This window comes from Blastococcus sp. OS1-29, from assembly GCF_057628075.1.
The window spans coordinates 146,772-162,034 of record NZ_JBXXJK010000005.1 but is presented as its reverse complement, the minus strand read 5'-3'; the positions used below and the strand labels follow the sequence as shown (position 1 = coordinate 162,034).

General features: G+C 71.9%; 11 protein-coding genes. 9 read left to right on the top strand and 2 right to left on the bottom strand.

Translation table 11 applies throughout. From position 1 onward, the window contains the following. Positions 1–7 precede the first annotated feature (7 nt). Positions 8–2,047: an alpha-1,4-glucan--maltose-1-phosphate maltosyltransferase gene (locus AC2H4J_RS14345; RefSeq protein WP_487465545.1), complete on the bottom strand. Its 2,040-nt coding sequence runs from the start codon at positions 2,045–2,047 to the stop codon at positions 8–10. Between the two features lie 136 nt (positions 2,048–2,183). Between AC2H4J_RS14345 and glgP the strand changes: the two genes are divergently transcribed. Further along, positions 2,184–4,733 carry an alpha-glucan family phosphorylase gene (gene glgP, locus AC2H4J_RS14340; RefSeq protein ID WP_487465544.1) on the top strand — a complete coding sequence of 850 codons (2,550 nt, stop codon included), beginning with the start codon at positions 2,184–2,186 and terminating at the stop codon, positions 4,731–4,733. A 122-nt stretch (positions 4,734–4,855) separates the two neighbouring features. Further along, a complete protein-coding gene (locus tag AC2H4J_RS14335; RefSeq protein WP_487465543.1) occupies positions 4,856–5,818 on the top strand; it encodes an FHA domain-containing protein in 963 nt (320 codons plus the stop codon). A gap of 272 nt (positions 5,819–6,090) precedes the next feature. Here the strand turns inward: AC2H4J_RS14335 and glgX are convergent, their stop codons facing one another. After that, complete coding sequence (gene glgX, locus AC2H4J_RS14330) at positions 6,091–8,226, bottom strand: glycogen debranching protein GlgX (protein ID WP_487465542.1); 2,136 nt, start codon at positions 8,224–8,226, stop codon at positions 6,091–6,093. Between the two features lie 65 nt (positions 8,227–8,291). On the opposite strand from glgX, the gene AC2H4J_RS14325 reads away from it, so the two are divergent. The 7 genes from AC2H4J_RS14325 (at position 8,292) to cds1 (ending at position 15,227) form a co-directional block, all read left to right on the top strand. Further along, a complete protein-coding gene (locus tag AC2H4J_RS14325; RefSeq protein WP_487465541.1) occupies positions 8,292–9,095 on the top strand; it encodes an ABC transporter ATP-binding protein in 804 nt (267 codons plus the stop codon). A 71-nt stretch (positions 9,096–9,166) separates the two neighbouring features. Beyond that, complete coding sequence (locus AC2H4J_RS14320) at positions 9,167–9,952, top strand: enoyl-CoA hydratase/isomerase family protein (RefSeq protein ID WP_487465540.1); 786 nt, start codon at positions 9,167–9,169, stop codon at positions 9,950–9,952. 152 nt (positions 9,953–10,104) lie between these two features. After that, complete coding sequence (locus AC2H4J_RS14315; protein ID WP_487465539.1) at positions 10,105–11,247, top strand: ABC transporter substrate-binding protein; 1,143 nt, start codon at positions 10,105–10,107, stop codon at positions 11,245–11,247. Continuing rightward, positions 11,223–12,161 carry an ABC transporter permease gene (locus AC2H4J_RS14310; RefSeq protein ID WP_487465538.1) on the top strand — a complete coding sequence of 313 codons (939 nt, stop codon included), beginning with the start codon at positions 11,223–11,225 and terminating at the stop codon, positions 12,159–12,161. Before AC2H4J_RS14315 ends, AC2H4J_RS14310 begins: the two co-directional genes overlap by 25 nt. Then, on the top strand, positions 12,158–13,042 hold the full coding sequence (locus AC2H4J_RS14305; RefSeq protein WP_487465537.1) for an ABC transporter permease: 885 nt from the start codon (positions 12,158–12,160) through the stop codon (positions 13,040–13,042). Before AC2H4J_RS14310 ends, AC2H4J_RS14305 begins: the two co-directional genes overlap by 4 nt. Beyond that, positions 13,039–14,133 (top strand): ABC transporter ATP-binding protein, encoded by a 1,095-nt coding sequence (locus AC2H4J_RS14300; protein ID WP_487465536.1) that lies wholly within the window; start codon positions 13,039–13,041, stop codon positions 14,131–14,133. The genes AC2H4J_RS14305 and AC2H4J_RS14300 overlap by 4 nt, the downstream gene beginning before the upstream one ends. Beyond that, positions 14,130–15,227, top strand: a complete 1,098-nt coding sequence (gene cds1 / locus AC2H4J_RS14295) for an L-cysteine desulfhydrase Cds1 (protein WP_487465535.1) — start codon at positions 14,130–14,132, stop codon at positions 15,225–15,227. The genes AC2H4J_RS14300 and cds1 overlap by 4 nt, the downstream gene beginning before the upstream one ends. The last annotated feature ends 36 nt before the right edge of the window (positions 15,228–15,263 follow it).

The window sequence follows — 15,263 nt, the reverse complement described above, 5'->3', positions numbered from 1 at the left end:
CGAGAGATCAGGAGACGGGGGGCGGGAACCGGACCGGCCGCGGCAGGGTGACCGCGAAGACGTGCGCGGGCTCCCGGTAGGGGTCCAGCTCCAGGTAGTTGAACTGTCCCCAGTCGTAGGAGGCGCCGGTGAGCTCGTCGGTGACCGCGAAGCGTTCGTGCCAGTCGAGGCCGAACACCGGCAGGTCCAGCGCCGTCGTCCCGATCTGGGTGTTGTGGCTGGACAGGTTGACGACGACGAGGACGGCGTCCTGCGAGCCCGGGTCGGTCTTGGAGAAGCAGATCAGGTTCGGGTTGTCGACGGCGTGGAAGTGCAGCGTGCGCAACTGCTGGAGGGCCGGGTGGGCCCGCCGGATCTCGTTGAGCCGGCGCAGGTAGGGGGCGAGACTGCGGCCCGCGGCCTCCGCGCCGGCCCAGTCGCGCGGTCGCAGCGAGTACTTCTCGCTGTCGAGGTACTCCTCGCTGCCGGGCTTCACGGCGACGTGCTCGAACAGCTCGAAGCCGGAGTACACGCCCCAGGTGGGGCTCATCATCGACGCGAGGACGGCGCGGATCTTGAACATCGGCGGGCCGCCGAACTGCAGCGACTCGTGCAGGATGTCCGGGGTGTTCACGAAGAAGTTCGGCCGCATGTAGTGGCTGTTGGCGGCCAGCTCGCGACCGTAGTCCTCGAGTTCGCCGCGCTCGGTGCGCCAGGTGAAGTACGTGTAGGACTGGGTGAACCCGATGCGGGCCAGCTGGTGCATCATCGCCGGCCGGGTGAACGCCTCGGCGAGGAAAAGCACGTCGGGGTCGGTCTTCTTGACCTCCCAGATCAGCCAGTGCCAGAAGTTCAGCGGCTTGGTGTGCGGGTTGTCGACCCGGAAGATCTTGACGCCGGCCTCGATCCACACGCGGATCACCCGCAGGCATTCCGCGTAGATACCCTCGGGGTCGTTGTCGAAGTTGACCGGGTAGATGTCCTGGTACTTCTTCGGTGGGTTCTCCGCGTAGGCGATGGTGCCGTCGGGCTTGGTGGTGAACCACTCCGGGTGGGCCTGGACCCACGGGTGGTCCGGCGCCGCCTGCAGCGCGAAGTCCAGCGCCACCTCCATGCCCAGTTCCCGGGTGCGGGCGACGAAGGCCCGGAAGTCGTCCATCGTGCCCAGCTGCGGGTGGACGGCGTCGTGGCCACCTTCCGCGCTGCCGATGGCCCACGGGGACCCGACGTCGTCCGGCCCGATCTCGTGCGGGTTGCCGCCCGGGAACTGCGACGTGTTGGGGCCCTTGCGGTTCACCGTGCCGATCGGGTGGATCGGGGGCAGGTAGACGACGTCGAAGCCCATCTCGGCGACGGCGGGCAGCCGGTCCCGGGCGTTGGCGAACGTGCCGTGGGTCGGCTTGCCACCGACGACGGGACCCTCGGAGCGGGGGAAGAACTCGTACCACGACCCGTACAGCGCCACGGGGCGGTCGACCCACACCTCGTACTCGGGGCTCGGCGTGACCAGGTCGCGCACGGGGTGCTCGTGCAGGTAGCGCTGCAGGCCGGCCGCGAGTGCGGGCGCGATCCGGACGGTCAGCTCCTGGGACGTGTCGCGGAGCGCGGCGGCCGCGGCGGTGACCCGCTCGCGCCACTCGTCGGGGTCGTCCCCGTCGGCCTCCTTGGCGACCCGGTCGAGCAGCCGGGCCCCCTCCTCGAGGTCGTTGGCCAGCTCCTCGGCGCCCTGGCCGGCCTCGACCTTGACCTCGACGGCGTGCCGCCAGGTGGCCAGCGGGTCGCTCCACGCCTCGACCCGGTAGGTCCACAGGCCCTCCCGGTCGGGCACGACCGTGGCGATCCAGCGGTCGGGCTCCGGCGGCAGCTTCGCCATGCGGAGGAACGGGGAGGACGTGCCGTCGGGTCCGGTCCACACGACGTCCGCGGCGACGGCGTCGTGGCCCTCGCGGAAGACGGTCGCGGTGATCGGCAGGTGTTCACCGACCACGGCGCGGGCCGAGAACGACCCGCAGGACACGACGGGGGCGACATCGGAGATGCCGAGGCGGAGGTCAGTGCGGCCAGTCATCGCCCCAACGCTATCGAGGTCCCGCCCCACCAGCACCTCGGCTGCGATCACGTCACATCTGCCTCGCCCCGTGGGGCTGCTGTGACGGAACGGCTCACCACGTGGCGGGAAGTCGTTCTCTCGTTAGTCTCGACCGGTGCGAGCTCTTCGTCGGTTCACCGTCCGCGCGGCGCTGCCCGAACCCCTGATGCCCCTGTCCAAGCTCGTGACGAACCTCCGGTGGTCATGGCACCCCGAGACCCGCGACCTGTTCGAGACCCTCGACCCCGCGCTCTGGCAGAGCTGCACCGGCGACCCGGTCAAGGTGCTGGGTGAGGTGTCGGCCGAGCGGCTGGCGGCCCTGGCCAAGGACCGCAAGTTCGTCCGCCGGCTGCAGGACGCCGTCGACGACCTGAACGAGTACCTGACCACCCCCCGCTGGTACCAGTCCCTCGGCGCCGAGGCGCCGGCGACCATCGCGTACTTCTCCGCGGAGTTCGGCGTCACCGAGGTCCTGCCCAACTACTCCGGCGGCCTGGGCATCCTCGCCGGCGACCACCTCAAGGCGGCCTCCGACCTCGGTGTGCCGCTGATCGGGCTGGGGCTGCTCTACCGGGGCGGCTACTTCGAGCAGAGCCTGTCGGCCGACGGGTGGCAGCTGGAGCACTACCCGTCCCTCGACCCGCACGGCCTGCCGGTGAAGCTGGTGCGCGAGGACGACGGTTCCGCGACGGTGATCACCGTGCCGCTGCCCGAGGGGCGGACGCTGCACGCGCACGTCTGGCGGGCCCAGGTCGGCCGGGTGCCGCTGCTGCTGCTCGACAGCGACATCGAGGAGAACGCGCCCACCGAGCGCGGCGTCACCGACCGGCTCTACGGCGGCGACGAGGACCACCGCCTGCGGCAGGAGATGCTGCTCGGCATCGGCGGGGTGAAGGCCGCGCGCGCCTGGTGCCGGCTCACCGACCGCCCGCAGCCCGAGGTGTTCCACGCGAACGAGGGCCACGCCGGGTTCCAGGGCATCGAGCGGATCCGCGAGCTGCAGGAGGCGCACGGGCTCGGCTTCGCCGACGCGCTCCAGGCGGTGCGGGCAGGCACGGTGTTCACCACCCACACCCCGGTGCCGGCGGGCATCGACCGCTTCCCCAAGGCGCTCATCGAGCGCTACTTCGCCGGTTTCGGGGTGCCGCTGCAGGAGCTGCTGGCGCTGGGGGCCGAGGAGGACGCCAGCAAGTTCAACATGGCCCACATGGGCCTGCGGCTCGGCCAGCGCGCCAACGGCGTGAGCGAGCTGCACGGCCACGTCAGCCGGGGGATGTTCTCCGACCTGTGGCCGGGCTTCGACGAGAGCGACGTGCCGATCGGCTCGATCACCAACGGCGTGCACGCCCCCACCTGGACCGCGCGCGAGCTGGTCGAGATGGGCACCCAGACCACCAGTCAGGGCGATCCGGTGGAGGTCGACGGCCCGGTCCACTTCGACGGCGTCGACAGCATCAAGGCCGCCGACCTCTGGAGCATCCGCCGGACGCTGCGGACCCGGCTGGTCGAGGAGGTCCGCCGCCGCATCCGTGAGACGGCGCTCTCGCGCGGAGCCACCGAGGCCGAGGTGGGCTGGACGGCGAAGGCCTTCGACCCCGACGTCCTCACGATCGGGTTCGCCCGGCGCGTGCCGTCCTACAAGCGGCTGACCCTGATGCTGCGCGACCCGGAGCGGCTCAAGGCGCTGCTGCTGGACCCCGAGCGCCCGATCCAGCTGATCATCGCCGGCAAGAGCCACCCGGCCGACGACGGCGGCAAGAAGCTCATCCAGGAGATGGTGGCCTTCGCCGACGACCCGGAGATCCGGCACCGCATCGCCTTCCTCCCCGGTTACGACATCGGCATGGCCCGCTACCTGTACTGGGGTTGCGACGTCTGGCTGAACAACCCGCTGCGCCCGCTGGAGGCCTGCGGCACCTCGGGCATGAAGGCCGCGCTCAACGGCGGACTGAACCTCTCCATCCGCGACGGCTGGTGGGACGAGTGGTTCGACGGGCAGAACGGCTGGGCGATCCCGACGGCGGACGGCGTCCAGGACGCCGAGCGGCGTGACGAGGTGGAGGCGCGGGCGATCTACGAGTTGCTCAGCAACCAGGTGCTGCCGCGGTTCTACGAGACCGGGCGGGACGGCGTGCCCGCCCGCTGGGTCGAGATGGTGCGGCACACGCTGCGCGAGACCGGCCCGAAGGTGCTCGCCACCCGCATGGTGCGCGACTACGTCCAGGCGCTGTACGTGCCCGCCGCGGGCTCGGCCCGGGTCATGGCGGCAGACGGCTACCGCCCGGCGCGTGAGGAGGCCGGGTGGCGGGCGCACATGCTGCACAACTGGCCGTCGGTCCGCGTCGCCCACGTGGAGGCGACGGGCGCCGGCGACACCCCGGAGATCGGGTCGACGCTGGCGCTGCGCGCCGAGGTCGAGCTGCCCGGCGTGGAGCCCTCCGACGTCGAGGTGCAGGCGGCCTACGGCCGGGTCGACGACGCCGATGGGCTGCACGAGGTGACGAGCGTGCCGATGGAGCACGAGCACACCGAGGGTTCCCGGCACTGGTTCACGGCCACCGTTCCGCTGGAGCGCACCGGCGCATTCGGTTACACCGTGCGCGTGCTCCCGCACTCCGCGCGCATGGCCGACCCTGCGGAACTGGGAGTGGTCGCGAGTGCGTGAGATCGACGCTCGTGAAACTTCAATAACGTGGGTCACATCGACCCCCTGTGACGTACTGATGGCCCGGCGTGGCGGTATTCCCGGGGCAGCCAGACGGCGTAGCGATCACTAGGCTGGAGGCTATGCCTGACCGCTGTGAAGTCCTCCCCGGAGACTCCGTCATCGCTCGCCGCGGCGGCGGACTGCTCTGGGTCGACGCACCCGGCTCGCCCGCCCTCGTGGCGGCCCTGCACGCCTGCCTGGGTGTGTCGGGTCCGGGAGCCGACCGTGTGCTGTCCGCCGTCGCCGGCCAGGTGAGCTCCCTCGCCCACGGGACCGCCTCCTTCGCGCTCGTGCTCGCCGACACGTCGGGGGGCGCCGGCACCGGCACCGCCCTGTGGTCGGGCAAGGGCCAGCCGGCCGTGGACGGCGTGCCCGTCAGCGGGTCGTCGGTGGAGGGCTGCACGCTCGCCTCCGGCTTTCCGCTGGGCCAGACGCTGTACGTCGGCCCCGGCCAGGCGGCGCCGCAGATGCCGCCCGGTGTGGCCTACGACCTCGTGGAGGGGACGGTGCCCGGCTCCGGCGCGATGCTGCAGCTGACCCGTGCCGCCGCCTCGGGCGCCTCGGCCGTGCCTCCGGTGACGTCCGGGCCGTCCCTCGGGGCGTCCTCGGGCGGCTTCGCCTCGGCAGGTGCGAGCCACACGCCCAGCTCGGCGGTCGAGTCCGGCGAGCAGACCGCCTTCTGGCGGCCCGAGCAGTCCGCGGCACCCGTGCTGCGCTTCGACGACGGCATGGTCGTGACCGTCGACGAGGACCTCGTGCTGGGTCGTCGTCCGGACAACCACGAGCTGGTGCAGAGCGGGTCGGCCCGTGCCGTCCCGATCGCCGACACGCAGAACGTCCTGTCCTCGGCGCACGCGGCCCTGCAGCGGTCGGGGCGCGAGGTGTCGCTGGTCGACCTGGGCTCGCTCAACGGCACGCACGTCGCCGGGCCGGAGGCCACCGAGTGGACCCAGCTCGAGCCCGGCGTCGCGCACCCGCTCTCCGACGGCGACCGCCTGCTCCTCGGCTGGACCGTCATCACCTTCGAGCAGCCCCAGGACTGAGCCGACCGAGCGCTGAACCACTGAGGCCCGGAACCGCACAGGTTCTGGGCCTCACTGGTTCAGCGCTGCCGATTCTCGGCGGCGCCACCGGGTCAGGGGCGGCCGGAGTCGAGGACGAGGAGTGGTTCGCCCCGCAGGGTGCCGAGCCCGATCGGGTGAGCGCCAACCTGGATGTGGACGCCCAAGAGGTCAAGCCCGCGGCGAGTGTCGGCTTGCTGTCGTCTCGGGGGCACGGAGACGACGACAACCCGACACTCGCCGACGCCGCCCGGTCAGGGGCGGCGGAGCACCCTCAGGAGCCACACGGTGCGGCCAGGAACCTCGACGACGCCGGGGGCGACGATCGTGGTCTCCGGCGGCTCGCCGGTCGCGTACTCGGTCGACAGGACCAACTCGTAGCCGTCGGCCCACGGCGGCCCGGGCAGCCTGACGGTCACCGGATCGGGGCCCGCGTGCAGCTGGACGACGTAGCTGTCGTCGACCACCGGCCGACCGTGTTCGTCGCGGTGCCGGATCCCGCGGCCGTCGAGGTACATGCCGAGCGTCTGCAGGCCCGAGTCGAACCAGTCGGCGGTGGACAGCTGCCCGCCGTCGGGCGCGAACCAGGCGAGGTCGCGGGTGCCCCCGGCGCCGGCGATCTCGTGCCCCTCGAAGAAGGCCTCCTGGCGCAGCACGGGGGAGGATCGGCGCACCCGCACCAGCCGGGCGACGAACGCGTGCAGGTCGTCGTCGACTTCCTTCCAGTCGATCCAGGAGATCTCGTTGTCCTGGCAGTAGGCGTTGTTGTTGCCCTGCTGGGTGCGGCCGAGTTCGTCGCCGGCGGTCAGCATCGGGACGCCGGTCGACAGCAGCAGGGTGGCCAGGTGGTTGCGCACCTGCCGCGCCCGCAGCGCCGTCACCTCGGGGTCGGTGCTCGGCCCCTCCACGCCGCAGTTCCAGTTGCGGTTGTGGCTCTCGCCGTCCCGGTTGTCCTCGCCGTTGGCCTCGTTCCGCTTCTGCTCGTAGGTCACCAGGTCGGCCATCGTGAACCCGTCATGGGCGGTGACGAAGTTGATGCTGGCGAACGGACGGCGGCCGTCGGAGCGGTAGAGGTCCGACGAGCCGGTCAGCCGGTAGGCCAGATCGCGGACGCCGACGTGCGCGCCGGACCACACGTCGCGGACCGTGTCGCGGTACTTGCCGTTCCACTCCGTCCACGGCGGCGGGAAGTTGCCCACCTGGTAGCCGCCGGGCCCGACGTCCCACGGCTCGGCGATGAGCTTCACGTTGCTCACCACCGGGTCCTGGTGGACGACGTCGAAGAACGCCGACAGCCGGTCGACGTCGTGCATCGAGCGGGCCAGGGCCGAGGCGAGGTCGAAGCGGAAACCGTCGACGTGCATCTCGGTGACCCAGTAGCGCAGCGAGTCCATGAGCAGCGCCAGCACGGCCGGCTGCCGGACGTCGAGGCTGTTCCCGCACCCGGTGTAGTCGGTGTACCGCGCCCGGTTGCCGCCGTCGAGCCGGTAGTAGCCGACGTTGTCGATGCCCTTGAACGACAGGGTCGGACCGGTGTGGTCGCCCTCCGCGGTGTGGTTGTAGACGACGTCAAGGATCACCTCGATCCCGGCGGTGTGCAGTTGCTTGACCATCGTCTTGAACTCGGTCACCTGCCCGCCGCCGCTGCCGGACGAGCTGTACGCCGCGTGCGGGGCGAAGTAGCCGAGGGTGTTGTAGCCCCAGTAGTTGGTCAGTCCGCGGCGCATGAGGTGCGGCTCGCTGACGAAGTGGTGCACCGGCAGCAGCTCGACGGCGGTGACGCCGAGGGCCTGCAGGTGCTCGACGAACGCCGGGTGCGCCAGGCCCGCATAGGTGCCGCGCAGCTGCGGCGGCACCTCCGGGTGCCGGGCGGTCGCGCCCTTCACGTGCACCTCGTAGATCACGGTGTCCGACCACGACGTGTGCAGCGGCCGGTCGCCGTCCCAGGGGAACGGGTCGTGCACGACCACACCGCGCGGCACGTGCGGCGCGGAGTCCTGCCGGTCGGCCTGCGGGGTGTCCACCGCGCCGTCGGCGTAGCCGAACAGCGACGGGTCCAGCGTCACGCCGCCGTCGACGGCCCGCGTGTAGGGGTCCAGCAGGAGTTTCTCCGGGTTGTAGCGGTGGCCGCCGATCGGCTCGTAGGGGCCGTGCACCCGGTAGCCGTACCGCTGACCGGGGCCGACGCCGGGCAGTCGGCCGTGCCAGACCTGGTGGGTCGTCTCCTCGAGGCGGTGCCGGTGCTCGGTCCCGTCGGGGTCGAACAGGCAGAGGTCCACCGCGTGGGCGCCCGCCGACCACAGGGCGAAGTTGGTGCCCGTGCCGTCCCAGAGGGCACCGAGCGGTGCCGGCCGGCCGGGCAGGACCTCGACGGTGAGGCGTTCGTCCACCCGCTGCATGGTGCCAGTCCGCGTGGGTGTGCATGGCGCCGCGCGCGGGTTGGTTGGATGGGGGCGTGTCGAGCTCAACCGCTCTCGGGGCGGTCGTCGGGATGTCCGGTGTCGACGTCGTGCGGGGGGAGACCCACCTCCTGCGCGGCGTCGACTGGGCCGTGGAGGCCGATCACCGGTGGGTGATCCTCGGTCCCAACGGCGCCGGCAAGACGACGCTGCTGCAGCTGGCCGCCGCGCTGATGCATCCCACCCGGGGCGAGGTGCGGCTGTTGGGCGAGACGCTCGGCGCGGTCGACGTGTTCGAGCTGCGACCGCGGATCGGGTTGACCAGCGCCGCGCTCGCCCAGCGCATCCAGCCGTCGGAGACGACCGGCGACATCGTGGTGTCGGCCGGGTACGCCGTCGTCGGCCGCTGGCGCGAGCAGTACGACGTCCACGACCTGACCCGGGCCGGGATGCTGATGGAGCAGTGGGGCGTGGCCCAGTTCGCGCACCGCCCGTTCGGCACGCTCAGCGAGGGCGAGCGGAAGCGGACCCAGATCGCCCGCGCGCTCATGCCCGACCCCGAGCTGCTCCTGCTCGACGAGCCCGGCGCCGGCCTGGACCTCGGCGGTCGGGAGGACCTGGTCGCGCGCCTGTCGGACCTGGCGAAGTACCACTACGCGCCGGCCCAGGTGCTCGTCACGCACCACGTGGAGGAGATCCCGCCGGGCTACACGCACGCGCTGCTGCTGCGCGACGGCGAGGTGGTCACCTCCGGGCCGGCGGACGACGTCCTGACAGAGGCCGCGCTGTCGGAGACGTTCGGGCTGTCGCTGTCGCTCTCCCGCACGAACGGTCGCTTCACCGCCAGACGAAAAGCTTGAGAGGCCCCCTTCAGGGGCCCGCCGCGAGCCCGCGAGGGGCGGGGAGAAGGGGGTCCTTCTAGGGTGCCCGCATGGCTGATCCGGAATTCGTGACCCTGCAGGTGGAGGACGGCGTCGGCACCATCCGCCTCGACCGGCCGAAGATGAACGCGATCGACGAGCAGCTGCACCTGGAGGTGCGCGCCGCTGCGATGGAGGCCTCGGACCGGGCCGACGTCCGCGCCGTCGTCCTCTACGGCGGCGAGCGCGTCTTCGCGGCCGGCGCCGACATCAAGGCGATGTCGCAGCTCGACGCGACGGGCATGACCGCCTGGGGACGTGAGCTCACGAACTCCTTCACCGCGGTCGCCCGGATCCCGAAGCCGGTCATCGCCGCGATCACCGGCTACGCGCTCGGCGGCGGCTACGAGCTGGCGCTGTGCGCGGACTTCCGGGTGCTCGGGGCGTCGGCCAAGGTCGGCCAGCCGGAGATCCTGCTCGGCGTCATCCCGGGCGCCGGCGGCACGCAGCGGCTCTCCCGCCTGGTGGGCCCCGCGAGGGCCAAGGACATCATCTTCACCGGCCGGCACGTGGGCGCCGAGGAGGCGCTGGAGATCGGCATGGCCGACGCCGTCGTCCCGGACGACGAGGTGTACAGCACCTCGGTGGCCATGGCGAAGAGGTTCGCCGCCGGGCCGCCGCTGGCCCTTGCCGCCGCCAAGCGGGCGATCGACGAGGGGCTGGAGCTGCCCATCGACGAGGGGCTGGCCCTGGAGAGCCGGCTGTTCGCCGAGATGTTCGGCACCGAGGACCAGAAGACCGGCATGAGCTCCTTCCTCGAGAACGGCCCGGGCAAGGCCCGGTTCACCGGCCGCTGACCCGAGCTCCCCCGGTCGTTGGCCCAATGGCAACGACACGTTCGTGTATCAGGACCGCCCCTCGAGCGGCGCGGTCCGCCACAATCGCGGGGCCGCCCGGCTCGCCGGTCAACGGGGCCCGCGGGCAGCCCGGCACCACCACAGGAGGACACGTGCGACGAACCATCCTGCGCACCGCGGTCGCGGTCGTGACGGCGGGACTCACCCTCACCGCTTGCGGGTCGAGCGACGGGGGATCGAGCAGCGGGAGCGGAAAGGACGCCGCCACCGCCACGTCGGCGGCTGACCTGGGTGGCATGGACGCCCTGGTCAAGGCCGCCAAGGCCGAGGGCACGCTCAACGTCATCGCGCTGCCCCCGAGCTGGGCGAACTACGAAGAGATGCTGAAGACCTTCGGAGACAAGTACGGCATCAAGATCAACAGCGCCAACCCGGACGGTTCCAGCCAGGACGAGCTCGACGCGGTCACGAGCCAGAAGGGCCAGGACCGCGCGCCCGACGTCCTCGACGTCGGCACAAGCTTCGCCAAGCAGGCGGCGGCCCAGAAGCTGCTCGCCCCGTACAAGGTCGCGACCTGGGGCGACATCCCGGACAACCAGAAGGACCCGAAGGGCCTCTGGTTCAACGACTACGGCGGCTTCATCTCCATCGGCTGCAACACCAGCGTCATCAAGAAGTGCCCCACGTCGATGAAGGACCTGCTCGACCCGCAGTACAAGGGCCAGGTCGCGCTGAACGGCAACCCGACCCAGGCCGCGGCGGCGTTCAGCGGCGTGTGGGCGGCGGCGCTGTCCAACGGCGGCAGCCTCGACGACATCGGTCCCGGCATCGACTTCTTCAAGAAGGTCAAGGACGCCGGCAACTTCAACCCGGTCGAGGTCACTCCGGCCACGGTGCAGAGCGGTGAGACCCCGCTGGCCATCGACTGGGACTACGTCAACGCCGGTCTCGTCAGCACCCTCAAGAGCGCCGGGATCGACTGGCAGGTCAACGTGCCCACCGACGGCGTGTTCGGCAGCTACTACAGCCAGGCGATCAGCAAGTTCGCCCCGCACCCGGCCGCCGCACGCCTGTGGGAGGAGTTCCTCTTCAGCGACGAGGGTCAGAACATCTGGCTCAAGGGCCTGTCCCGGCCCGTCCGGCTGGACGCGATGCAGAAGTCCGGAAAGGCCGACGAGGCCGCGCTCAAGGCTCTGCCGGAGGTGAACGGCAAGGTCGACTTCCCGGACGACAAGCAGCAGAGTGCCGCGAAGGACGTCGTCACCAAGCGGTGGAACGCGGAGATCTCCGGCTGAGTACGGACGTCGCCACCACGGACGCGCCGGCCCCATCCCGTGGACGGGGCCGGCGCGGCCGCGCGCTGACCTACCTCGGCGCGCTGCCCTTCTTCTCGTACGTCGCGGTCTTCCTGCTCCTGCCCATCGGGGTGCTCGCCGTCGAGGCGTTCCGGTCCACCGACCAGACCACCTTCGAGGAGTCCTGGTCGACCGCGTCGATCGTGGCGGTGACCGAGGGGCCGTACCGGCGGGCCTACCTGGGCAGCCTGCAGCTCTCGCTGGTCACCGCTGTGATTGGTGCCGTCCTGGGGCTGGCGCTGGCGGTCGCGATCCTGCGCGCCCGCCGCGGGCGGCTGCTCCGGCGGTTGGTCCTGACCGCGTCGGGTGTGCTGGCGAACTTCGGCGGGATCCCGCTCGCCTTCGCCTTCCTCGCCACCATCGGCGCCAACTCCGGGGTGCTCACCCTGCTGCTGCGCGACGACCTGGGCGTCGGGCTGGGCGGGTTCAGCCTCTACTCGATGACCGGACTGGCCCTGGTCTACCTGTACTTCCTCATCCCGCTCATGGTCCTGACCATCACCCCGGCGCTGGAGGCCTTGCGACCGCAGTGGCGCGAGGCCGCCGACAACCTCGGCGCCAGTGGCTGGCAGTACTGGCGCTATGTGGGCGGTCCGGTGCTCGCGCCGCCCGTCATCGGCGCCACGATGCTGCTCTTCGCATCGGCGTTCGCGGCCTACGCCACGGCGAAGGCCCTGGTCGGCAGCAGCCTCCCGCTGGTCACCCTGCAGATCGCCAACGCGCTCTCGAGCAACGTCACGGTCGGGTCGGACAGCCTGGGCAAGGCCCTCGCGCTGGGCATGATCCTGCTGATCGGCATCGTCATGGCGTTCTACGCCTGGATCCAGCGGCGCACCCAGCGGTGGCTGTCGTGACAGCACTGGCCGAGGGGGTCGCCGGCGCGGGCAGCGTCGCGCCGGAGACGCCGGTCCGCGCCGCGCGCCGGGGAACGGGGGCCTGGCGGTTCGTCGTCCTCGTCGTGCTCGGCCTGTACTTCCTGATCCCGATCGCGGCCTCGGTCGTGTTCACCGTGCGCGACCGCGGCCGCGGCGGAGTGACCCTCCAGCACTACGCCGAGATCCCCGGGTCGGAGGGCTTCGCCGCGGCGTTCACCCGGTCGCTGGCCCTGGCCGGCCTGACGGTGGTCATCGTGCTGCTGCTGATGGTGCCGACCGTGGTGCTCATCGAGCTGCGGCTGTCGCGGCTGCGGACCACGGTCGAGCTGCTCACCCTCATGCCGCTGGTACTGCCGCCGATCGCGCTGGTCGTCGGCGTCCGCAGCGTGCTGTCGTGGGCGCCGGACTACTTCCTCAACACGCCGCTGGCCGACGCGTTCTTCGCCCTCCAGAAGCCCGAGCTGCCCTGGATCCTCGTCCTGGTCTACGTCGTCCTCGCGATGCCGTTCGTGTACCGGGCGCTGGACGCGGGCGTGCGCGGCGCGGACCTGAAGACCCTGACCGAGGCCGGCCGCAACCTCGGGGCCTCGTGGCCGCGGGTGCTCGTCTCCGTCGTCCTGCCGGTGCTGCGGACGTCGGTGCTGAACGCCTCGTTCCTGACCTTGGCCCTGGTGCTGGGGGAGTACACGATCGCCGCGATCCTGGGCTTCGAGACCTTCCCGACGTGGATCGTCCGCGTCTCCGGCTCGCAGCCGCAGCTGTCGGTGGCGGTCTCGGTGCTCTCCCTGCTGGTGACCTGGGTGCTGCTGCTGCTCATCTCCGCGCTGGACCGCCGGCGCGGCACGAAGGAGACCTCATGACCGCCGTGTCCGCCCGGGCCGCCGGCCCCGCCGACCTTCGGGCGCGCCCCGGCGTGCCGATCCGGCTGGACGGCCTGACCCGCCGCTACGGCTCGGTGGTGGCCCTCGACGGCCTGGACCTCGACATCGCCGGCGGCGAGTTCCTCGCGCTGCTCGGCCCGTCGGGCTGCGGGAAGACGACGGCGCTGCGGGCGATCGCCGGCTTCGACCGGCCGGACGGCGGGCGGGTGCTGCTCGACGGCCGGGACATCACCGACGTGCCCGCGAACAAGCGCGACATGGGCATGGTGTTCCAGGCGTACAGCCTCTTCCCGAACCTCACCGTGGCCGACAACGTCGCCTTCGGGCTGCAGGTGCGCCGGCGGCCGAAGTCCGAGCGCGGCGACCGGGCCGCCGAGCTGCTCGAGCTCGTCGGCCTGGCCGACCGCGGCGACCGGTATCCGCACCAGCTCTCCGGCGGCCAGCAACAGCGGGTGGCGCTGGCTCGCGCCCTGGCGGTCGCGCCGCAGGTGCTGCTGCTCGACGAGCCGCTGTCGGCGCTGGACGCGCAGGTCCGCGTGCAGCTGCGCGAGGAGATCCGCCGCATCCAGCTCGAGCTCGGCATCACCACCGTCTTCGTCACCCACGACCAGGCCGAGGCGCTGTCGGTGGCCGACCGGGTGGGCGTGCTCCGGGCCGGCCGGCTGGAGCAGGTGGCCAGCCCCGACGAGCTGTACGAGCGGCCCGCGACCGCGTTCGTCGCCGAGTTCGTCGGCACGATGAACCGGGTGCCCGCCCGGCTGTCGGGGGGCCAGGTGCAGCTGCTGGGCACGAGCCGGCCGGTGGCGGGCGCCGGTCTGCCGGACGGCGTCGTCGTGGCGCTGGTCCGCCCCGAGGCGCTGCTGGTGACCGCGGACCCGGCCGGGTCCGCCCAGGTGGTCACGCGCACGTTCTCCGGGGCCTCGACCCGCGTGCTGGTCGCGCTGCCGGACGGCACCGAGGTGCGGGTCGACCTGCCCAGCGCCGACAGCGGCGCCCTCACCCCGGGCACCAGCGTCGCCGTGCGGCCCGCCGAGCGCCCGGTGCTCGTGGCGCCGCCGGAGCCATCGTGACCGATGTCGACCGGTCCGACCCCGTCGGCCGGGCGTGGGTCGACCGCGCGGTCGCCGCGGTGGAGGCCGACGCCCGGCGCAGCGCCGACACGCATCTCCTGCGCTATCCGCTGCCGCCCGAGTGGGGGGTCGAGCTCTACCTCAAGGACGAGTCGACCCACCCCACCGGCAGCCTGAAGCACCGGCTGGCGCGCTCGCTGTTCCTCTACGGGCTGTGCTCGGGACAGATCACCGAGGGCAGCACCGTGGTGGAGGCCTCCAGCGGGTCGACGGCGGTGAGCGAGGCCTACTTCGCCCGCATGCTCGGGCTGCCCTTCGTGGCCGTCATGCCGGCGACCACGAGCCCCGAGAAGATCGAGCTGATCGAGTTCCACGGGGGGCGCTGCCATCTCGTGACCGATGCCGGCAGTGTCTACGACGAGGCGCGTCGGATCGCCGCGCAGACCGGTGGCCACTACCTCGATCAGTTCACGTATGCCGAGCGGGCCACCGACTGGCGGGGCAACAACAACATCGCCGAGTCGATCTTCGAGCAACTGGCCCTCGAGCAGCACCCGGTCCCCGAGTGGGTCGTCGTCGGGGCGGGCACCGGCGGCACGAGCGCCACGATCGGCCGGTACCTCCGCTACCGGCGGCTGCCCACCCGGCTGGCCGTCGTCGACCCCGAGGGGTCGTCGTTCTTCCCCGGGTGGCGGGACGGCGACCCGGGCACGACGACCGGCCGCTCCTCCCGCATCGAGGGCATCGGCCGGCCGCGGGTCGAGCCCTCGTTCGTGCCGACGATCGTCGACCGGATGATCTGTGTCCCGGACGCCGCCTCCCTGGCCGCCATGCGCGAGCTCGAGCGAACAACCGGACGGCGGGCCGGCGGATCGACCGGCACGAACCTGTGGGGGGCGCTCCAGGTGGTTGCGGAGATGGTGGCCGGTGGCCGCAGTGGGTCGGTGGTGACGCTGCTCTGCGACGGCGGCGAGCGCTACGCCCACACCTACTACTCCGACGACTGGGTGGCCGGGCAGGGGCTGGACCTCACGCCGCACGCCGAGACGTTGCGGAGGTTTGCGGCGACGGGGGAGTGGCAGGGGTCACGGTGAGCCGCGTCACCGTCCCCGCGGTCCGCCGTCCCGTTA